Source organism: Paenibacillus sp. FSL R5-0407, from assembly GCF_038009185.1.
Lineage (GTDB): Bacteria > Bacillota > Bacilli > Paenibacillales > Paenibacillaceae > Fontibacillus > Fontibacillus vini.
The window spans coordinates 56,667-77,821 of record NZ_JBBPAX010000001.1; the positions used below are offsets into that span (position 1 = coordinate 56,667).

Genomic DNA, 21,155 nt, shown 5'->3' on the forward strand with positions numbered 1-21,155 from the left:
ATTTTGGGAGGCATTTCAGCAATGGCTTATCAACTTAAGAATGAACAACTGGTGATTGAAATCGCTGAGCCCGGAGATTATCGGGGATCCCGTTTTGATTGGAACGGATTTATTACGGACGTTACATTACTCGATGGAAATCATTCCTACTGCGTTCCCGAAAGCCTGGTGCCCGGTCAGGGCACCGGAGGCGCGGGCCTGTGCAATGAGTTCGGAATTAAGGAACCGATCGGCTACGAGGACGCGCCAGTAGGTGAGCCGTTTCCCAAACTCGGCGTCGGGCTGCTGACCCGGCCAGACGACCGGGAATATGACTTCTCGCGAGCGTATCCGGTCAAACCCTTTGCAACTGAAATCGAAATAGAAGGCACCCGGAAAATTACGTTTCGGATAACTCCGGAAGATTGCCGTGGATATGCCGTTGCCGTTACCAAATCGGTTTCGATTGACAATAACCGGCTTACCGTGGAGTATCTGCTTCATAATACTGGGACGAAGCCTATCCTTACTGAGGAATATTGTCATAATTTCTTTGGAATCGACGGTTATCCGATAGGTCCGGATTACGTATTGAAGTTTCCGTTTGAATTGTTTCCCTGGGCGGATGAAGAGGAAACGCTTGCCGGCCTGATCTTTAGCAAGGGAAATGCCGGCGAAGTTCGCTGGGACCATACGCCAAAAGACCCGTTTTATTTCCGCCTTCCGGGTTTTGATGGAAATAAGTACCCTTGGATCTGGGAGTTGCTGCACAACCCTAGTGGAGCAGGCGTCCGTGAAATCAGCAGATTCCATGTTTCGGCTGCGGCGGTTTGGGGAATCGGCCATGTCGTATCCCCGGAAATGTTTATTGAAGTGAAACTGGCTCCCGGCGAACAAAAGACCTGGTCGAGAGTATATGAATTTTTCGCGAAACCGGACTAGGTCCTTTGACGGGATGAAGCGTTAATGTGTCAATTCTGCAAACTGCGGGTTTTGACGAAATATCAGCTTGCTGGAAAAAAGAATAGTTGCTATGATAATCCTTATCTAAAACTTCGAACCATATTAGACAATGAGGAGAAAGGATGGGGGAGCAATGAGCAAGAGAGCTTACAACTTTAACGCAGGACCGGCGGCCCTGCCACTTGCTGTGCTGGAACGCGCGCAAGCGGAATTTGTCGATTTTAAAGGTACCGGAATGTCCATTATGGAGATGTCGCACCGCGGCAAGGTATATGAAGAGGTTCATAATGAAGCCTCAAGCCGCTTGCTGAACCTGTTGGGGAATCCGGAGGGATACAAGGTATTGTTCCTGCAAGGCGGAGCTACGACGCAATTCGCTATGCTTCCGATGAACCTTTTGACGGAAGGCAAAACGGCCGGCTACGTGAAGACGGGAAGCTGGGCGAACAAGGCGCTCAAGGAAGCCAAGCTGATCGGGGATACCTTTGTCGCAGCTTCTTCCGAAGAAGATAAATATATGTCGGTACCGGATCTCAGCAAGCTGAACCTTCCTGAGAACGCAGCTTACCTGCATGTTACTTCCAATGAAACGATCGAAGGAACTCAATTCCAAAGCTTCCCGGATACCGGCAGCGTGCCTTTGATTGCGGATATGTCGAGCGATATTTTGTGCCGTCCTTTTGATTTGACCCAGTTCGGCGTCGTTTATGCCGGCGCACAGAAGAATCTGGGACCATCCGGCGTAACGGTGGTAATCGCCCGCGAGGAGCTTCTTCAGAACTCCCCTAAGCACTTGCCTAGCTATTTCCGTTACGATACCCATGCCGAGAATAACTCGCTTTATAACACGCCGCCATCCTTCTCGATTTATATGGTGAACGAAGTGTTGAAATGGATCGAAGAGCAGGGTTCCCTGGCAGGAATCGAGCAGAAGAACAAGGACAAAGCGAATCTTCTGTACCAGGCGATCGATGGCAGCGGCGGATTCTACCGCGGATGCGCGAATGCGGCAGACCGTTCGATCATGAACGTGACCTTCCGTCTTGCTTCCGAGGAGCTGGAGAAGCAGTTCATCAAGCAATCGGAACTGGAAGGTTTCGTAGGCCTGAAGGGTCACCGCAGCGTCGGCGGGCTTCGTGCCTCCATTTATAACGCAGTGCCTTATGACAGCGTCAAAGCACTTGTTGACTTCATGACCGAGTTTCAAAAAGCGAACGGATAAAAATTAATTAAGCAAGCTTGAAGCGGCAGCGGAGGACAATCCTCCGGCTGCCGTTTTTGTTGGCGCTTAGCTACAGACCATTCTTTTTGATGCGGCTTTTCCGGATAAACTGTTATAATAAAGAGATTGAGTTCAAAAAAGACATATAGAGGTGTTGATCAACATGGCATTGCATATTGTACTCGTGGAGCCGGAGATTCCGGCGAATACCGGGAATATTGCGAGAACCTGCGCGGCGACCGGCATTCACTTGCATCTGGTGCGGCCTCTCGGTTTTCGAACTGATGACGCTACGTTAAAAAGGGCGGGACTTGATTACTGGTACGCCGTAAATATCGAATATCACGATTCGTTTGCCGAGGTAGAAGAGAAATACAGCGGCAGCCGGTTTTTCTTCGCTACAACTAAAGCCAAGAAGCGTTACACGGATTTCGAATACCAAGATGGAGATTTCTTTGTGTTCGGTAAAGAAACCAAGGGGCTCGCGCCTGAAATTTTGGAGGCCCACCCCGAGACGGTGATGCGGATGCCGATGACCGACAAGGTCCGCTCGCTCAATTTATCGAATTCCGCGGCGATTATCGTTTACGAAGCGCTGCGGCAGCTGGATTTTCCGGGGATGGAATAACGGGAAATTGCGAGGAATAGCGGTATATAAATTGTGGAGGTACTGAACATGTCTCAACTTAGAACAGAAAAAGAAAAAATGCTCGGGGGCGAGTGGTATGACGCCAGCGATGCGGAGCTGGTCGCTGAACGGTTAAAGGCCCGCCAACTGACCCGCCAATACAATCAGACGCTTGAGGATGAAAGAGAGCAGAGAACGGCCATTCTGAAGGAACTATTCGGATCTACCGGGGAGCATATTTATATTGAACCGACATTCCGGTGCGACTATGGATCGAATATTTACGTCGGGGACCAATTTTACGCCAACTTTGATTGCGTGATACTGGATGTTTGCGAAGTGCGGATCGGGGACTTTTGTTTCATGGCGCCGGGTGTTCATATCTATACGGCGGCGCATCCTTTGAATCCGAACGAGCGGAACTCCGGGGCCGAATTCGGGAAGCCGGTGACCATCGGCAATAACGTCTGGATTGGCGGCCGTGCTGTTATTGTGCCGGGCGTCACGATCGGCGATAACGTAGTCATCGCGGCGGGGGCGGTAGTCACGAAGGATGTACCTGATAATGCGGTTGTCGGAGGGAATCCTGCGAAAATAATTAAATACGTTGAGATTTAGCGAATCAGCAGGAATCCTGAAAAAAATAGCGAATTATAAAATAGGAATAGGTATTTGGTTCTATTTTACATAATATTTTTTCAGGAGAGGTGTACGTTTTATGAAACCTGCTGGTGTGGTCCGCAAAGTGGACCAGCTGGGAAGAATTGTCTTGCCCAAATCGCTGCGAAAGAGATATCAGATGAACGAGGGGGATCCTGTAGAAATTTTGGTGCAGGGTGACCACATCATTTTAGAGAGATATCGCCCAAAATGTGTGTTCTGCGGTTCCATGGAACAAGTGAGCGACTTCAAGGAACGTTCCATTTGCCATCAGTGTCTGCTGGAAATGAACCGGTTGTCCTAACCCGTTCGGAGTGGCGAGCTGCCCGGCGGTTACGCGGGGAGACTTGCCTGCGATGCGGTCTGAAATAAATAAGCCTCCCCAGAAGGGGAAGCTCATTTATTTACAGGCCTTTTGTTTTGTCATCATTGTAGGATGAAGTCAGAATGCCGCACAGGAACATGGCCAGCACCACAGTAATAATCCAAAATGTTAGCGAAAAACTCATAGCGGAACACCTCCACGTTATACTCCTGCTCCTATTATACCCATCTCTCCATTAAAAATAAATCAAATTATGATCTATTTCATAGACAAAATAAAAGAGTCTCGTGATTACCTATTTAAAAAACAGAAAATGCGTTGGAACCGGACGGAGCTGCCCGTCGGACGGCTTGTTGACGACCCGGCCGTTCACGATCAGGGAAGAGGATCCACCTCCATCCAGGTTATAAGCGTCCTGAACGCCAAGTTTGTACAACTTCTCCTGCAACTCGGTCAACGTGGCGCCGGAGCTTCCGTTCTCATCCCTGCCGTCAATGACGAGAATCAGGAGCTGATCGTCCTTGTAGTTGCCGATGACCGTGCGGGGAGCCCGCAGCGGGGAAGTCTTCCATTTTTGCGGAATGGTCGTTTTCACGCCGTTATTCAGCAAAATCGGGACAAAGGACGCACCGAACGAAGGCTGCAGCTTGTCCAAATCGGCTTTGTTTTTATACTTTCCTCCGATCAGCTTGCCGGATTTGCTGAGACCTACAAAGAATAAATCCTTAAAGGTCGGTTCGAATCCGGTCAAATACTCCCCGTTTAATACGGTAGTGCTAAGCGGGTATCTCTTCCCTTGCGAATCTGCAAATCCTCCGGCATTGATCCCGGCTACGGCTCCATGCCGCTGAACAGCCCGGAGCGTCGTTTCCGCGCCGCCCAGCTTGTCCTTACCGAGCGACATTTTCATCGCATCCGGCGATTTCAGCTTCACCTTCATGGCGTAGCCTTTATAAGTGCCGGGATTGACTTTGTACAATTCGATCCGGATTTTATCGCTTTGAATGGTCTGGAAAGGCGTGCCCAGCTTTACGGTAATTCTTTTGTTATAAATGACCTCCGGACGGTTGGCCGACTGTTGAGCCGTCTCAACGATCGTTGACATGGTGGAAGTCGTTTTATGATAGAGTTCGGCAGTTTCCTTGATGGAGGAGGCCGTCAGTTTGGCCGCTCCTTCGGCTGCATCCAGCTTTTGGGCGATTTGCCCGGTAACCTGGGGAATCTCAGAATCCGGTGCAAAGCTTACTTTGTCCCGGTTCAGATCGATATTGGCTCCCCCGATGAACAGCGCAATTAACAGTCCCAAGAGGGGACCGGTCGCCAGCAGAAAAAAACGGTTGATTTGTTTGGTCGGTGTTATCATTTCAGCAAATCCATCTTCTTTTGCAGCTCGGCCAGCTGTTTTTTCACTTCGCTTAATTGAGTGTAGAGCTTGTTGCTGTTGTCCGTCTTATCGGTGGTGTTGTCCTTCGTGAATTCCAGGAGCTCATTAAATGTCTCCACTTTGCTTTGCAAATTGTTTACCTCGGTACTAAGCGCGGATAGCTGGGCCGTATAGTCGGTCTTGAGTTCCTCGGTCTTGGCTTGAAAATTGGCTTCCAGCTGCTGCATCATGGATTCCTTCAAATGATTGCTGTATAAGTAAGCGGAAGCGCCTCCCGCACCTATTAACAATATCCAGATCAGAACGATAAGTTTGGCGGATGGCTTGCGTGACGTTCTTCTGGCGCGAGAGGTCTCAGTTGCGAGTTCAGTATTGTATGACATGTGATCACCTCTGGGTCTTTATTTCCAGACTACATTCTATCATGTGGTTTCTATTATCGCAAAATACACTAGATTCTGACAAAGCGGCGTAAATTTAACTTCGGAAAGTGAATTGCGAACCTAATTTGTCCTCAGGTACAATCGCCTTAAAGTTGAATAACGGGGGGCGCTGACATGGAGCTATGGCTCGGAGAGATGATTCGCAGCTTGCCGGCAGGCCTGAAAAATGAGGTTGATGGTTATTTAGATGAAGGAACGTTTATTTCATTTGCCGGGCAGGTAACGGTCGGAGAAGCAAGCGACAGCGAAAACGGAATCGAGCAGAAAGGACGGGCAGGAAAGGAGGCTATTCAGGATTTGCTGAAACAACCGGCTTGGAAGGAGACGGAGTGGCGGATCCATCAGAACGGCAACTATGTAACTTTCGTCCTGCCTCCCGGACTACATGCGGAGTCGTTGTTAAGGGCTTCGTTGCTTAAGGGAACGGCATTTTGGCCGGGCTCGGTCCTAGAAAAGGATGAGGGGAAGGACGGCCCTGCCATAGAGCTGGTCCGTGATCCCGAGGTCTTTACCGTTGTTTTTGGAGGACATGACGCCTCGGCGATCCGCACGGGGCTGGACCGGATCGCCGAGGCGTTGTCGGAGTTTACCGCACGTTTCGAGTGTTGAAACCGGTGCTCGTTCTCCGGGATATCGCGAATTTATTATTCATGCGGGGATCTGTCATCAGCCGCCGGCGCAGCCTGGTGCCATCCGTCGACCACGCCCTGATAGAGCGCAATTCCTTGCTCGCCTTCGGGCGTCAGGACATAGCGGCCTCGCGCAACCCGGCGGAACCAGCCATAGTAGTTCCGCTGAAGGAATGCGGCGGCGTTGCCGATGCCGCTCCGGTCGCGGACCTCGCGCGGCGCCATCTCTCCGCCTGCCTGAAGGGCTAGGGCGACCCGTAGCGCCTTTTCGCGGTAGGCGGTGACCAGCTTCGTTCCGTTGCTGCCGCCGACATTGTAATCTCCGCTGCGTTCGTTGAACTCGTAAAGCAGCTTGGAGGCCCGTGCTTTGATCACTTTAGGTGATGGCACGATAACTTTGTCGCCCGGGGAACAGAGAATCTCCACAAAGGGCGGTTTTGTTTTATAGCGCGTTACGGTGATCAGGCCTAGACCCAGCCTGCGGCAAAGGATCGTAATTTCGTTCCAGCGCTGATTGTGGGCCCCGCGTTTGGCGCGGTTGCGTTCCACGGCGAGATAGACGTCGCTGCTTAGCTTTTGTCTTTCCAGCCCTTGCAGCAGCAGGTGGAGATTGAATGTCTTTTTCATTTCCACGATGAGAGGCTGCTCACTGTACGGCGAAATTCCAACCAGATCGCAGTGTCGAACCTCGCTTTTGACACTGTAGCCCCGCTCCTCGAAAAATGCCTTAAGCGGCGCATACAATTCCGTCTCATGCTGTACTGCCATCACGATCTTCCTTTTCAAGAAAATTTGCTTACCAAAAAATTATATCATATCCGAAGGTCAACTTATCCGCTCCCTCCGCATAGGTATGTAATACACTTTTTCCAAAAAGCGCGGCGATGTAACGCCGCATTCACACCCGGTGTAAAGAGCCGACGGGACAAAGAGCAAGGCATGAGCCCAGCGTTTCAGCCAGGATCACTAACGGGGGAATCAGAACACACCAAGCGGAGTACAGGAGGTACCGAATATGGATATTTTTGAACGTATAGCGGCATACCGGGCGGAGAGCGATTCGCTTGTCTGGAACGGAACATTCAAGCAATATATCGAATTGCTCGCCACAGACCCTGCGCCTGCCATGACAGCCCATGCCCGGGTATATGAAATGATCGAATCTTATGGCGTAGAAGAAGTGAACGGCCGGAAAAGGTATAAGTTCTTTGAACAGGAAATTTTCGGGCTCGATCGTGCGGTGGAGAAGCTGGTGGAGGAATATTTTCATTCGGCGGCAAGACGACTAGATGTTAGGAAGCGGATCCTGCTGCTGATGGGGCCGGTCAGCGGCGGCAAATCGACACTGGTGACGCTGCTAAAAAGAGGATTGGAGAAGTTCTCGCGTACCGACAAAGGGGCTGTCTATGCCATAGCGGGCTGCCCGATGCATGAAGACCCGCTACATTTGGTGCCTCATGAGCTGCGGTCCGAGGTGGAAAAGGCGCTTGGCGTGCGGATTGAAGGTAATCTTTGCCCGGTATGCCAGATGAGATTGAAGACGGAATATGACGGGGACATTGAACAGGTTGCTGTTGAGAGAGTGCTGTTGTCGGAAGATGGCCGGGTCGGTATCGGCACGTTCAGTCCTTCGGATCCGAAATCACAGGATATCGCGGACTTGACGGGAAGTATTGATTTTTCCACTATTACGGAATATGGTTCGGAATCGGACCCCAGAGCTTATCGTTTTGACGGGGAGCTTAACAAAGCGAACCGCGGTTTAATGGAATTTCAGGAAATGCTGAAATGCGACGAAAAATTCCTCTGGAACTTGCTGTCCCTAACCCAGGAAGGCAATTTTAAAGCGGGGAGATTTGCGCTCATAAGCGCGGATGAGCTAATCATTGCTCACACTAACGAATCGGAGTATAAAGCGTTTATTGCCAACAAAAAAAATGAGGCTTTGCAGTCACGGATGATTGTAATGCCGATTCCATACAACCTCAAAGTGTCCCAGGAGGAGAAAATTTACGCCAAGCTGATCGGACAGAGCGATATGAGCCATGTGCACATTGCCCCGCACGCCCTGCGTTCCGCGGCTATTTTTTCTATACTTACCCGGCTCAAGGAGACCAAGAAGCAGGGCATCGATCTCGTCAAGAAGATGCGGCTGTATGACGGTGAGGAAGTTGAAGGCTACAAGGATGCCGATTTGAAGGAGCTGCAGAACGAATATTTGGAAGAGGGCATGTCCGGGGTGGATCCGAGATATGTCATCAACCGGATTTCCAGCGCGCTGATCAAGCAGGATCTGCACTGCATGGGGGCGCTGGATATCCTCCGCGCCATCAAGGACGGCCTGGATCAGCACGCTTCTATCACGAAAGAGGAGCGGGAACGCTACCTCAATTTCATCAGCATCGCCCGCAAAGAGTATGATGAGCTCGCTAAGAAAGAAGTGCAAAAAGCGTTTGTGTATTCTTTTGAAGAGTCGGCCAGAACCTTGTTCGAGAATTATCTCGACAATATCGAGGCTTTCTGCAATTGGACCAAAATCCGCGATCCACTGACCGATGAGGAGATGGACCCGGACGAACGGCTGATGCGCTCGATCGAGGAGCAAATCGGCATCTCGGAGAATGCCAAAAAGGCGTTCCGCGAGGAAATTCTGATTCGGATCTCCGCCTATTCCCGCAAGGGCCGAAAGTTTGAATACAATCATCATGACCGGCTGCGCGAGGCGATCGAAAAGAAGCTGTTCGCGGACCTCAAGGATATCGTGAAAATCACGACCTCCACCAAAACGCCGGATGAAAACCAGTTGAAACGCATCAACGAGGTCAGCAAGCGGCTGATTGACGAGCACGGCTACTGCCCGGTCTGCGCTAATGAATTGCTGCGATATGTGGGCAGCTTGCTCAACCGTTAATCTAATGGAGTACTATGAGAGTGAGAGCCTGACGACGCTTTTTGTCGCCGGGCTTTATTTATTTGACTATAGATGTGGAATCGGGGAAATCGAAATTGGTTAAGTTATGAGGGATAAGATCGTTCACACTAAGGAGGAAATCTGTTCATGGCAAATATAAACTTGGCAGTTATCTATTACAGCTCGACGGGAACCAACCATCAATTAGCGAGTTGGGCAGCAGAAGGGGCAAAGGCGGCGGGGGCCGAAGTGAAACTGTTGAAGGTCGAGGAATTGGCGCCGGAAGCCGCGATCAACAGTAATCCAGCCTGGAAGGCGCATGTGGAATCTACCAAGGATGTCCCGGTTGCTACATTGGACGATCTGGTTTGGGCGGACGGAATTATTTTCAGCGTGCCGACCCGCTTCGGGAACGTCCCTTCCCAGATGAAGCAGTTCCTGGACACGACCGGCGGTCTGTGGGCTCAAGGAAAGCTCGTCAACAAAGTGGTCAGCGCCATGTCCAGCGCAAGCAACCTGCATGGCGGACAAGAGGCCACCATCTTGTCGCTATATACGACAATGTATCACTGGGGTGCGATCATTGCTGCTCCGGGCTACACGGACCCGGTTACCTTCGCATCCGGAGGAAACCCCTACGGTATGAGCGCCACAGTAGGCCAGGACGGCAAAATCCAGGAGAATCTTCGCGACGGCGTGATCTACCAGGCCAAACGCACCGTGTCCGTGGCGGAGTGGGTGAAGAACGGGAAGTCACAGTAAGAAGTAACTGATGTTGGTAAAGGGCTAAGGTACGAAGGAGCCAAAGTCCAAAGTGTATAATGAGTAATAAAGTGTCACGGAGCCAAAGTGTCGAGGTGCTAAGTGAATTCAACGTGCTAGGGCGCCCCAATGGGCCAAAGTGACAAGTGATGATAGATTGGTGATAGAATTAACTGTAAAACCTACAGCTAATTTTCTGGAATTCCCGGTTTGATGTGAAATAACTGTAAAACCTACCGTTAATTTAGCCTGAATGTGGTGATTTCGCCGAAAAGGGTGAATTTAGCGGTAGGTTTTACATCTAATTTATCTAAAAAGGCTAAGTCGATACATTTAACTGTAGAATTTACAGTTAATTTAACGGCAGCAAGGGTATAGCTCTTTCTTAAGTCAAGGGAAAGCCACAATGGATCAAGTGTCAGGATAGGAACGCCGAATCACGAACAAAGAAGCAGCCTTTCCGCTCTTTTAGGCGGATCGGCTGCTTCTTTGCCAGTAATTAGTTTATAGACTTATAGAATCTTCCGGTAATGCTTTTCCCCGTCATAACTGAACAGCGCGGTTTTGCCCTCCACGACAGTTTCCAAGTGGACCGGTCTGCCCCAGAGACGGAATACGTAGGGCAGCGTACGCTCCAAGTATTTCAAATCCAGCTCAATTCCTTCATACTGGTGCTTCAGCAGCAGTTCTCCGCTTCGCTGATGATCGCCGTCCTTGACGACGATATAAGGCGAGCCGCCGTTGACGCGGGAGGCGACCAGCTGGTCGCGGATGTTCTCCCACGATTTGTCGGTAATTTTCCATTCCGGGCCCTGCTTCTCAAAAATATACAGGTCCAGATCGCGCACCAGTTCTTTCGTTAAATAACTGCGAAGGAACGAAAGATCAGAGTCTAGCTCACGCACCTCGAATATCTTCTCCCTGCCTTTGCCGGGTTCCCGCCCGAACCTCTTCATTTCCTCTTCCGTCGGTCGATCCCAGCGCCGCTCGATATCCTCGAATATCTTAAGCCCGAGGTAGTATGGGTTCAGGCTTTGGCGGGACGGCTGAACGACCGAGGCGTTCAGCTTGGCGAATTCGATCGTTTCGTCGCTCGTTAAGTCCAGCTCGCGCAGGATCCGCTGATGCCAGTAGGAAGCCCAGCCTTCGTTCATGATCTTCGTCTCCATCTGCGGCCAGAAATACAGCATTTCCTCGCGCAGCATGCTCATGATGTCACGCTGCCAGTCTTCCAGCGTTTCGGAGTATTCCTGGATGAACCAGACGATATCCTTTTCCGGCTCAGGCGGGAATAAGCTCACAATATCGGCTTTTCCCTTTTTCGCCCCGCTCGCCGACTCCGCCGCCGATTCATCCAATGCCCACAAATCGTCGTAGACGCCGCGCCCGGGAGCATCACTCCGGCTGCGGTTTTCCTTCGCGCGACGGAGCTTTTCTTCCGTTTGTCTGCGCTTGTCGTACCGCATCGGCTTGATCAACTGCGGGTCCACATGCTCCTGAATGCCGAGTACGGAATCGATGAACGATTCCACGGTTGCGGCGCCATATTCCAGCTCATATTGACTGATCCGTTCCGCAGTCGCCGACATGCTCTCCACCATATTTCGGTTCGTATTGCTAAATCGCATATTGTTCTTGAAGAAATCGCAGTGGGCGAGCACATGCGCGACGATCAGCTTGTTTTGGATCAGGGAATTACCTTCCAGCAGGAACGCGTAGCAGGGATTTGAATTGATGACGAGCTCATAGATTTTGCTGAGGCCGAAGTCGTATTGCATCTTCATTTTATTGAACATTTTTCCGAAGCTCCAATGAGAGAACCTGGTGGGCATCCCGTAAGCCCCGAATGTGTATATGATGTCGGCCGGGCAAATTTCGTAGCGCATCGGATAATAATCGAGTCCGAAGCCGTCGGCGATTTCCATAATTTCCGCGATTGCGTATTCCAGCGCAGTGAGTTCCTTTGTCACGATTGGACCCCCTTTTCCCGTTTATGGAAAAAACGCTTCAAAGCGCTGAACACTTCCCCTTTTTCCTTAATGACATAGTACAAGAACCGGTCCTGCTTCAAATTCCGGTAAGCCGACATTAACGTGCTGCCCCGATTGTATTGGTTCACTTCCCCGTAACCGAACATATTGCTGCGTTTGAGCAGTTCCCCGATCAGCCGGGTGCACCGCTCATTATCTGAAGTAAGGTTATCTCCGTCCGAGAAGTGGAAGGGATATATATTGTAGCTGGAGGGAGAGTAACGCTCATCGATGATCTCCAGCGCTTTTTGATAGACAGAGGAACAGATCGTGCCTCCGCTTTCCCCGCGGGTGAAGAAGTCCTGCTCGCTAACCTCTTTGGCCTCCGTATGGTGGGCGAGAAAAATAATCTCCACCTTCTCATACTGCCGCCGCAAAAACCGCGTCATCCAGAAGAAGAAGCTGCGGGCGCAGTACTTCTCAAAGGCTCCCATCGAACCGGACGTATCCATCATGGCAATAATGACCGCATTGGATTTCGGAATACGCACGTCCTCCCACGTTTTATAACGGAGATCGTCCGGTGAAATGCCATGGATACCCGGCACGCCCGTGGTGGCGTTGCGCCGGAGGTTTTCCAGGATGGTACGCTTCTTATCGATGTTGGACATCAGTCCTTTTTTGCGGATATCGTTGAAACGGAAGGAGACCGTCTCCATTTCTTCCTTATCCTTGTCTTCGATAAAAGGGAGTTCAAGCTCATCGAACAGCAGATCCTCCAGATCCTCGATGCTGATCTCCGCCTCCACATAATCGGTACCGGCCTGGTCCCCGGCTTTTCCCCCTTTGCCCGGTTCTTTGGGACTGTCCTGCGCGAGCACATCGCCTACTTCGCTGTCCCCGTCTCCCTGACCGACATGCTTTTGCTTTTGAAAATTATGAATAAACCGGTATTCCTCCAAATTGCGGAGGGGGACCTTAATGATCTGTTTACCGTCCGACATGATGATATTCTCTTCAGTGACCAGGTCCGGAAGGTTCTGTTTAATGACTTCCCGCACCTTTTCCTGGTGGCGCTGCTGATCCTGATAGCCTTTGCGGTGCAGCGACCAGTCCTCTTTCGACACTACGAAGTTTCCTTTGTTCGGATCAAATGACGACAATGATAAGCACCTCCCCAATTGGCTTGCTTGAACGGCGAGAGTAGTTGTAAATAAAGTATATTCACGGGGACTCGCGATATGTGAGAAGGCATAGGGCGGAAATCCATAAAAGGGTGCCTGAAGTAGTATATTTGCAAATAGTTTGTTGAAAATAGGAATATAATCCCATGCGCGTTTTCCTGATACGGGAAAAATATGGTTGGGAACTGGGTGAGTGGGTATGGTAATAGAAGAAACAACCGCCTAAGGAGGAATTATATGGTTAAAAGAATGCAGCTGCCTCTTCAAACGTTAAGTCTGGTTGTTTCCTTTATGGCCTGGGTACTGATTTCCTCGTTGATTGCGTACATAGGAAGTGATATTCCGCTGACCTCGGGGGAAAAAGCCTGGACCACGGCGATACCCGTGATTTTAGGATCCTTGCTGAGAATCCCGGCAGGCTTCCTGACCAACAGATATGGCTCCAGATGGATGTATACGATCAGTTTCTTCGTTCTTTTGCTGCCGGTGTTTTATTTGAGCCGGGCCGATTCCTTTCTCGATCTGGCAATCAGCGGCTTTTTCCTGGGGATCGGCGGGGCTACCTTCTCGATCGGGGTCACTTCTCTGCCGAAATATTATCCCAAGGAAAAACAGGGGACCGTCAACGGTATATACGGGATAGGCAACCTGGGTACCGCCATTTCGACGTTCGGAGCGCCATTGCTGGCTGATGCCGTCGGCTGGAAGATGGCCGTAACCTGGTTTCTGGTCTTGCTGGTCCTTTTTGCCGCGCTGAATCTCTTGTTCGGAGACAGGAAGGAAGAAAGAACCCGCAGTTCTTGGATCAGCCAGTTCAAGCAGGTGTACCGGAATGAAAAATTGTGGTTTTTCAGCATTTTCTATTTTATTACCTTCGGCTCGTTTGTGGCCTTTACGATTTATCTTCCTGGCTTCCTTGTGAGCTATTTCGAGCTGGACAAGGTGGATGCCGGCCTCAGAACGGCAGGATTCATTGCTCTTGCAACCTTGCTTCGCCCCGCAGGCGGAGTGCTCTCGGATAAAACCAATCCATTTAAAGTTCTCATGTTCGTGTTTGCCGGTCTAACGGTATCGGGCGTGCTGTTGTCATTCGGCCTGACTATGCCGTTGTTTACAGCAGGCTGTTTTGTCGTGGCTATCTGCGCCGGGATCGGGAATGGGGCCGTCTTCAAGCTGGTGCCTTTGTACTTCTCCAAACAGGGCGGAATCGCAAGCGGGGTCGTGTCTGCGGCCGGGGGCCTTGGCGGCTTTTTTCCTCCGCTTCTCTTGACCCTGCTGTTTAATTGGACGGGCCATTATGCGATCGGCTTTATGGCTCTGTCGGAGGCCTCTCTTGCCAGTTTCATTCTTGTTCTGTGGGTATTCTTCAATAACAAACTGGAATTTTCGGCTGACATTATCAGGTCAACGGCGGATGCCATCATGGTGACCGATACGAAAGGCGTCATTCAATCCGTGAATGCGGCATTTACGCGGGTCACTGGGTATTCCAAGGAGGATGTCCTCGGTAAAAACCCAAGCTTGTTAAGCTCCGGTTATCACGACAAAGCTTTTTATGATTCATTTTGGTCCACCCTGCAGGCGACCGGCAAATGGCAGGGCGAGATCGTCAACCGAAGGGCGAACGGGGATATTTACCGGGAATGGCTCTCCGTTACCGCACTGAAGGACGATCAGGACAGCGTAAAGCAATATGTTGCCATTTTCAGCGATTTATCGCAGGCCGACTCCGTGCTTCGATCGGATACAGAGGACGCGAATGCTAGCATTGGCAACCGAATTCCAAAACCAGGAGAAAGGAAGTGAGCGGTATGTCAGGACCGGCATTAAGGAAGGTTGACAGTCATTCATCCATTCATGAAGCAGCGTTGGAGGAAGCCAGAGAGCTGACCGAACTGTTTGGACGCGCTTTGGAGCTGGGTGAAAGGGAAAGAGCCCTGGAGCTTGCATACATTACCGTGGAGCATTGGGAAACTCGTACGCTTCAGCATGCTTTAAGTGAGGAAGAGGGTCTATATATTGAAGCTTTAAATATGAAACCGGAGCTCCAACCGGTCATCATTGCCTTGACCAGAGATCATGATTTGCTGAGGGAAATTGTTCAGGAGGTCAAGATTATGCTGGCTGGCGGAGAGGTATCCAGAGAAATTCTTTACCGTTTTCAATCCCTGATCGTGCTGGATCAGCTTCATAATCGGGATGAGATGGAGATGCTGGAAAAAGAAATCGAGGGGGTGGTGCATCATGACCATCATTGAGAACAACTACTCTCTGGCTGCTATGCTGCCCGACAAGCCTTTGCAATTAATCGAACCGAGGCTGTATAACCTGCTGGTACGCGAGCTTGAGCTGCTGCACCTGCATCCCTATGACGTCAAGGCCGGGGGGAGCGCGGACGAACGCGGGGTGACCGTCAATCTGCGGTTCGGCGAACAATTGGGGCAGTTCACCAGCCGGAAATTCTCTTGGGAAGCCATTGAGACAGGCGATGACGAAATCGCTACTCATTTTCGGGAGACGGCCGAATTAATGAAGAAAACACTGATCGCGGATTATTTTAAGATGATGAAGTCTGAATCCTAGGCGCATCCAAATTACGGAAGATAGGCTGAAGTGCATAAATCCTTACGGAAGAGGTGGACCCGGATGAATCAAGCGGAAATGGAACAGTTTGCTCAGAATGATCGGGAAGATTTGCTCGCGTTATTGGAGATGCGGTTCGGCCCGGTGCCGGATGACGTTCGAGAAGTAATCGGCCTGAATGAAGACCTGAACGATCTTCAGCGCCTGATTATTGCGGCTTGTAACGCCGCGGAGTGGGAGGTTTTTGTTGAGGAACTGCATGCCGGCCAGGGCAGTTTTAAGCTGACTGGCGAAAGATTTAATCCGGTGGCTAATTCAAGCGGGAAAGGGGCGTCATTGTGAGCGATAAAAAAAACAAGCTGTTCGAGACCCTCAAGTATTTGAAGCGCGGGGAGACCATCAATGACGGTTGGACCGAGGAAAGCCCGAGAGATCGCGATTGGGAAGGCCTGTATCGGGGCCGCTGGCAGCATGACAAGGTCGTAAGATCGACGCATGGCGTCAACTGTACCGGATCATGCAGCTGGAACGTTTTTGTCAAGGACGGCATCATCACCTGGGAAACGCAAAAGACCGACTATCCGACGACCGGCGCCAATTTCCCGGAATACGAACCCCGCGGCTGTCCCCGTGGCGCGAGCTTTTCCTGGTATACCTACAGCCCGATTCGAGTGAAGTATCCATATATCCGCGGTGATCTGTACGAGATGTGGCAGCGGGAGATGGAGACGGTGCAGGATCCGGTCATCGCCTGGGAGAACATCGTCAGCGACCCGGAGAAACGGGAGAGATATGTCACGGCAAGGGGGAAAGGCGGATTCGTACGGGCAGACTGGGATACGGCCTGTCAGATGATCGCCGGAGCCACGATTCATACGATCCGTAAATACGGGCCGGACCGGGTGGTGGGCTTTAGCCCGATCCCCGCGATGTCCATGGTCAGCTATGCTGCGGGAACCCGCTTTTTGTCCTTGATCGGGGGAACTATACTCAGCTTCTACGATTGGTATGCGGATCTCCCGCCGGCTTCGCCGCAGGTCTGGGGCGAACAGACCGACGTTCCGGAGAGCGGGGACTGGTACAACACCAAATATTTTATTATCTGGGGAACCAATATCCCGCAGACCCGCTCTCCTGACGCCCATTTCATGGTCGAAGCCAGATATAACGGAACTAAGGTAGTCGGGGTCAGTCCCGATTATTCCGAGTACGAGAAGTTCGCCGATATTTGGCTGCCCGCCAGGGTAGGGACGGATGCCGCTCTCGCCATGGCGATGACGCATGTCATTCTTAAGGAATTTTATGTGGACCAACAGACTCCGTATTTCACGGACTATGTGAAGAAGTTTACCGACTTACCGTTCCTCGTTGTTTTGGAGGAGCAAGGCGGCAGCCTGCGCTCCGGCCGGTTTCTGCGGGCTTCCGATCTAGACGGGGCTTATGAGCTGGCAGAATGGAAAACCGTGGTTTGGGATGTCTCCACCGGCACGCCTGAAGTACCGAACGGCAGTCAGGGATTCCGCTGGGATCAAGGCAGCGAATGGAATCTGGATCTGGAGAAGCCGGACGGCACCACGATCGATCCTCAGCTGACGTTTATCCAGGAGGCGGACGAGTTCGGACTTGTCGACTTTCCTTATTTTGCGGAAGAAGAGGGAGCCGTGGTACAGCGCGGCGTACCGGTCAAATACCTGCAGAATGCTGAAGGCCAAACGATCAAGGTGGCAACCGTCTATGATCTGATGATGGCCCATGTAGGTGTTCCACGAAATCTGCCCGGTGATTATCCCACCGATTATGATGATATGAAGCCTTATACCCCAGCCTGGCAGGAAGCCATCACGGGCGTAAAAAAATCGCACTGCATCCAGGTCGCGAGGGAGTTTGCCGACAATGCCGCCCGTACGGGAGGCAAGTCGATGATTGCGATGGGCGGCGGAACTAACCACTGGTACCATAGCGACCAAATATACCGGTCGATTCTGAATCTCGTTCTGCTTACGGGAACACAGGGCGTGAACGGCGGCGGCTGGGCCCACTATGTTGGACAGGAGAAGGTCCGTCCGCTTGAAGGCTGGCAGCAGGTAGCGTTTGCCGGGGACTGGATCAAACCGCCCCGGTTGCAGAACGGGACTTCATTCTTTTATTTCGCCACCGAGCAGTTCCGGTATGAAACCAGAGTGAATGAAGAGCAGGAGTCGCCTTGGGGCGGACGGTTCAACAAAATGCATCCGGCGGATGTGAATGCGTTAGCCGCGAGACTGGGATGGCTGCCGTCATTCCCTCAGTTCAGCCAGAACTCCATTGACGTGGCCAAGCAGGTCCGGGAAAAGGGATTCACGGATGACCGGGATGCGGAAGCGGAAATAGCGAGAATGTTCAAGGAAGAGGAGCTGGATTGGGCGATCGAACACCCGAACGATCCGGCTAATTTTCCCCGTGTCTTCTTCAACTGGCGGTCGAATTTGTTGGGCGACAGCGGTAAAGGCCACGAGTATTTTGCCAAGCACCTCATTGGAGCGGACAACCAGGTACTTACCGATCCGAGCCATTCCTGGCAGCCGGAAACGGTGCACACCGACGAAGTGCCGCCTGAGGGCAAAACGGATTTATTCGTCAGTATGGACTTCCGTATGACCAGTACCGGTCTCTTCTCGGATATCGTGCTGCCGGCCGCAACCTGGTACGAGAAATTCGATTTGAGCAGCACGGATATGCATCCGTTCGTGCATCCGTTCAATCCGGCGATTGAGCCGCCATGGCAAAGCAAGAGCGACTGGAATGCTTTCCGGGAAATCGCGAAATACTTCTCCGAATTTGCGAAGAAGCACCTTCCGGTTTGCGAAGATGTAGTGATGACCCCGCTCGGCCATGACAGCCCGGATGAGATTGCCCAGGTTCACGGGAAGATCAAGGATTGGCGCTCCGGTGAGACGGAGGCTATTCCGGGCAAGACGATGCCGCATTTTCAATTCGTGGAACGGGACTATCCGAATGTCTACGGCAAGATGATTACGATCGGTCCGAATATTAAAAAAGGCTACGGCGCCAAGGGCGTGAAGATCCCGGGCGAGAAGGTATATGCCCAGTTGCTGGATCGGCTTGGCGTATCGAAGCGCGAGGGCATCGGCAAAGGCCAGCCGGATTTGTATGATGACCGGCAGGCGATCGAAGCGATTCTGCTCATGTCGGGAGCTACGAACGGAGAACGTGCGGTAGAGGGCTGGCGGTCCATGGAAGCGAAGACCGGCAAGCAGCTCGCCGAAATCGCGGAGCCGCGGGAGGAGGATGCCTTTACGCTGCTGGATATAACGGCGCAGCCGCGACAAGCCATTTCGGCGCCGGTATGGAGCGGACTCGAGAAGGACAATCGACGCTACTCGCCGTTTACCTTGAATACGGAATACAGCATTCCTTGGCGAACGTTGACCGGCAGGCAGAGCTTCTATCTCGATCATGAGATGATCCTCGATTTTGGGGAAGCCTTGCCGCTGTATCTGCCGCCGCTCGCGCATGTTCCTTTTCTCAAAGGGGAAAAGGAAGTTCCGAACAACGGTAAATCATTGACGATCCGATACCTGACCCCCCATCAAAAATGGGGCATTCATACGATGTTCACGGACACGAACCAGATGTCGACCTTATTCCGCGGCTGGCAGGTGGTTTGGATGAACGAGAAGGACGGGGCATCCATCGGAATCAAGGACAATGATTGGATCGAAGTGTATAACCGCAACGGGGTTGTTGCCGCAAGAGCGGTGCTGACCTACCGGATTCCGCAAGGGATCGCGTATATGTATCATGCGCAGGACCGCACTCTCGGCGTCCCCGGCACATCGATTACCAAACAGCGGGGCGGAACCCATAACAGCGTCACGCGGATTACGCTGAAGCCGACGCATATGATCGGCGGTTATTCACAGCTCAGTTATGGATTTAACTATTACGGTCCGACTGGGAACCAGAGGGATACAATGACCATCATCCGTCCGCTAAAGGAGGTCGATTGGCTTGAGAATTAAAGCGCAGGTCGCTATGGTAATGAACCTTGACAAGTGCATCGGGTGCCATACCTGCTCCGTGACATGCAAGAATACCTGGACCAACCGCCCCGGTACGGAGTACATGTGGTACAACAACGTGGAGACCCGCCCTGGCCCGGGTTATCCGAAGGAATGGGAAGACTTGAAGAAATTCAAGGGCGGCTGGGTGCTGCGGAACGGCAAACTCACGCTGCGGGCGGGAGGGCCGATCACGAAGCTAGCCAACATTTTTTACAATCCGAACATGGCGAGTCTGGACAGCTTCTATGAACCTTGGACCTATGATTACGATAATCTGATCCATAGTCCGAAAAGCAAACACCTGCCGGTCGGACGTCCCGTCTCCCTTATTACCGGAGAGTTTATGGACAAACCGGAGTGGGGGCCGAACTGGGATGATGATCTGGCCGGCGGCAGCGAAATCGTTCCGCTCGATCCAAACGTCAAGAAGCTCCAGGAGCATATCGCGATGGAGTATGAGAAGACCTTCATGATGTACTTGCCGCGCATTTGCGAGCACTGCCTGAACCCTTCCTGTGTTGCTTCCTGCCCGTCGGGAGCCCTATACAAACGGGATGAGGACGGTATCGTGCTTGTGGATCAGGACGCTTGCCGGGGCTGGAGATTCTGCATGAACGGGTGCCCTTACCATAAGGTGTATTACAACTGGAATACCCATAAAGCGGAAAAATGCAATTTTTGCTATCCGCGGACCGAAGCGGGCATGGCGACGATCTGCTCTGAAACCTGCGTGGGAAGAATCCGTTATATCGGCGTAGTGTTCTATGACGCCGATCGCGTCAAAGAAGCCGCCTCCGTGGAAGATCCACAGGCCTTGTACGAATCCCAGCTTTCCGTGTTCCTGGACCCGTCCGACCCGGAAATTATCAAGGAGGCAAGGAAAGCGGGAATCAATGATTCCTGGATCGATGCGGCCCAGCGTTCGCCGATTTACAAAATGGCCGTGAAATGGAAAGTGGCTCTGCCGCTGCACCCGGAATATCGTACGCTTCCGATGGTTTGGTATGTGCCGCCGCTCAGCCCGATCATGAATCATATCGAAGAAAACGATCTGCAGACGGACCATTACATTCCCGCAGTAGATCAGATGCGAATTCCTATGGAATACCTGGCTTCCTTGCTGTCGGCGGGGGATACCTCGGTGATTCGGAGGGTTCTGCTGAAAATGACCGCGATGCGCGTGCATATGAGAAACCAGGCCGTCGGCGGAATGGACGAGCTGAGACACAGCAAATTGCTGGAAGAGGCCGGAATTACGGTGGATGAAATCGAAGATATGGCCAGATTGTTTGCCGTCGCAAAATACAATGAGCGGTTTGTAATCCCTACGGGCAGAAGAGAAATGGATGGCGAGGAAGGACTGCATTACAAACAGGGGGCTTGCAGCATAGAATCGATTACTCCATCCTCCGACTTCATGTCGCATCTATTCGCTAAGGAGGAGTAAG

19 protein-coding genes are annotated in these 21,155 nt (G+C 51.7%); 14 read left to right on the forward strand and 5 right to left on the reverse strand.

Translation table 11 applies throughout. From position 1 onward, the window contains the following. The first annotated feature begins 21 nt into the window (after nt 1-21). The 5 genes from NYE70_RS00265 (at nt 22) to NYE70_RS00285 (ending at nt 3,756) form a co-directional block, all read left to right on the forward strand. Complete coding sequence (locus NYE70_RS00265; RefSeq protein ID WP_341044643.1) at nt 22-921, forward strand: hypothetical protein; 900 nt, start codon at nt 22-24, stop codon at nt 919-921. Nucleotides 922-1,075: 154 nt separating this feature from the next. Further along, nucleotides 1,076-2,164: a 3-phosphoserine/phosphohydroxythreonine transaminase gene (gene serC, locus NYE70_RS00270; RefSeq protein ID WP_211025251.1), complete on the forward strand. Its 1,089-nt coding sequence runs from the start codon at nt 1,076-1,078 to the stop codon at nt 2,162-2,164. Between the two features lie 163 nt (nt 2,165-2,327). Then, entirely contained in the window at nt 2,328-2,792 is a 465-nt protein-coding gene (gene trmL, locus NYE70_RS00275) for a tRNA (uridine(34)/cytosine(34)/5-carboxymethylaminomethyluridine(34)-2'-O)-methyltransferase TrmL (protein ID WP_211025253.1), read from the forward strand. A gap of 48 nt (nt 2,793-2,840) precedes the next feature. Continuing rightward, nucleotides 2,841-3,410 carry a maltose acetyltransferase domain-containing protein gene (locus NYE70_RS00280; protein WP_211025255.1) on the forward strand — a complete coding sequence of 190 codons (570 nt, stop codon included), beginning with the start codon at nt 2,841-2,843 and terminating at the stop codon, nt 3,408-3,410. 100 nt (nt 3,411-3,510) lie between these two features. After that, complete coding sequence (locus tag NYE70_RS00285; RefSeq protein WP_211025257.1) at nt 3,511-3,756, forward strand: AbrB/MazE/SpoVT family DNA-binding domain-containing protein; 246 nt, start codon at nt 3,511-3,513, stop codon at nt 3,754-3,756. 316 nt (nt 3,757-4,072) lie between these two features. On the opposite strand, the gene NYE70_RS00290 is transcribed toward NYE70_RS00285, so the two are convergent. Together NYE70_RS00290 and NYE70_RS00295 are read right to left on the reverse strand one after the other, a co-directional pair. Continuing rightward, nucleotides 4,073-5,140: a phosphodiester glycosidase family protein gene (locus NYE70_RS00290; protein WP_341044644.1), complete on the reverse strand. Its 1,068-nt coding sequence runs from the start codon at nt 5,138-5,140 to the stop codon at nt 4,073-4,075. After that, a complete protein-coding gene (locus NYE70_RS00295; RefSeq protein ID WP_341044645.1) occupies nt 5,137-5,544 on the reverse strand; it encodes a hypothetical protein in 408 nt (135 codons plus the stop codon). Before NYE70_RS00295 ends, NYE70_RS00290 begins: the two co-directional genes overlap by 4 nt. 174 nt (nt 5,545-5,718) lie before the next feature. On the opposite strand from NYE70_RS00295, the gene NYE70_RS00300 reads away from it, so the two are divergent. After that, nucleotides 5,719-6,213 carry a hypothetical protein gene (locus NYE70_RS00300; protein ID WP_341044647.1) on the forward strand — a complete coding sequence of 165 codons (495 nt, stop codon included), beginning with the start codon at nt 5,719-5,721 and terminating at the stop codon, nt 6,211-6,213. Nucleotides 6,214-6,248: 35 nt separating this feature from the next. On the opposite strand, the gene NYE70_RS00305 is transcribed toward NYE70_RS00300, so the two are convergent. After that, entirely contained in the window at nt 6,249-7,001 is a 753-nt protein-coding gene (locus NYE70_RS00305; RefSeq protein ID WP_290407540.1) for a DUF2161 domain-containing phosphodiesterase, read from the reverse strand. Nucleotides 7,002-7,248: 247 nt separating this feature from the next. Here NYE70_RS00305 and NYE70_RS00310 point away from each other — a divergent pair, with 247 nt between their 5' ends. Both NYE70_RS00310 and wrbA read left to right on the forward strand, forming a co-directional pair. Next, a complete protein-coding gene (locus tag NYE70_RS00310; protein ID WP_211025268.1) occupies nt 7,249-9,144 on the forward strand; it encodes a PrkA family serine protein kinase in 1,896 nt (631 codons plus the stop codon). Between the two features lie 147 nt (nt 9,145-9,291). Further along, complete coding sequence (gene wrbA, locus NYE70_RS00315) at nt 9,292-9,906, forward strand: NAD(P)H:quinone oxidoreductase (protein WP_341044648.1); 615 nt, start codon at nt 9,292-9,294, stop codon at nt 9,904-9,906. 512 nt (nt 9,907-10,418) lie between these two features. Here the strand turns inward: wrbA and NYE70_RS00320 are convergent. Both NYE70_RS00320 and yhbH read right to left on the reverse strand, forming a co-directional pair. Continuing rightward, the gene (locus tag NYE70_RS00320; RefSeq protein WP_341044649.1) at nt 10,419-11,876 is read right to left on the reverse strand and encodes a SpoVR family protein; all 1,458 of its coding nucleotides are present in this window, start codon (nt 11,874-11,876) and stop codon (nt 10,419-10,421) included. Next, nucleotides 11,873-13,039, reverse strand: coding sequence for a sporulation protein YhbH (gene yhbH, locus NYE70_RS00325; RefSeq protein ID WP_211025273.1), 1,167 nt, complete (start codon nt 13,037-13,039; stop codon nt 11,873-11,875). The genes NYE70_RS00320 and yhbH overlap by 4 nt, the downstream gene beginning before the upstream one ends. Before the next feature lie 258 nt (nt 13,040-13,297). Here yhbH and NYE70_RS00330 point away from each other — a divergent pair, with 258 nt between their 5' ends. From NYE70_RS00330 to narH, 6 genes are all read left to right on the forward strand, one after another. After that, a complete protein-coding gene (locus tag NYE70_RS00330; RefSeq protein ID WP_341044650.1) occupies nt 13,298-14,866 on the forward strand; it encodes a nitrate/nitrite transporter in 1,569 nt (522 codons plus the stop codon). A gap of 5 nt (nt 14,867-14,871) precedes the next feature. Continuing rightward, entirely contained in the window at nt 14,872-15,318 is a 447-nt protein-coding gene (locus tag NYE70_RS00335; RefSeq protein WP_211025376.1) for a hypothetical protein, read from the forward strand. Next, nucleotides 15,305-15,643: a hypothetical protein gene (locus tag NYE70_RS00340; RefSeq protein ID WP_211025278.1), complete on the forward strand. Its 339-nt coding sequence runs from the start codon at nt 15,305-15,307 to the stop codon at nt 15,641-15,643. Before NYE70_RS00335 ends, NYE70_RS00340 begins: the two co-directional genes overlap by 14 nt. Before the next feature lie 63 nt (nt 15,644-15,706). Continuing rightward, nucleotides 15,707-15,985: a hypothetical protein gene (locus NYE70_RS00345; protein ID WP_211025280.1), complete on the forward strand. Its 279-nt coding sequence runs from the start codon at nt 15,707-15,709 to the stop codon at nt 15,983-15,985. After that, complete coding sequence (locus NYE70_RS00350; protein ID WP_341044651.1) at nt 15,982-19,665, forward strand: nitrate reductase subunit alpha; 3,684 nt, start codon at nt 15,982-15,984, stop codon at nt 19,663-19,665. Before NYE70_RS00345 ends, NYE70_RS00350 begins: the two co-directional genes overlap by 4 nt. Further along, nucleotides 19,655-21,154 carry a nitrate reductase subunit beta gene (gene narH, locus NYE70_RS00355; protein WP_211025284.1) on the forward strand — a complete coding sequence of 500 codons (1,500 nt, stop codon included), beginning with the start codon at nt 19,655-19,657 and terminating at the stop codon, nt 21,152-21,154. Before NYE70_RS00350 ends, narH begins: the two co-directional genes overlap by 11 nt. Nucleotide 21,155: the final 1 nt, after the last annotated feature.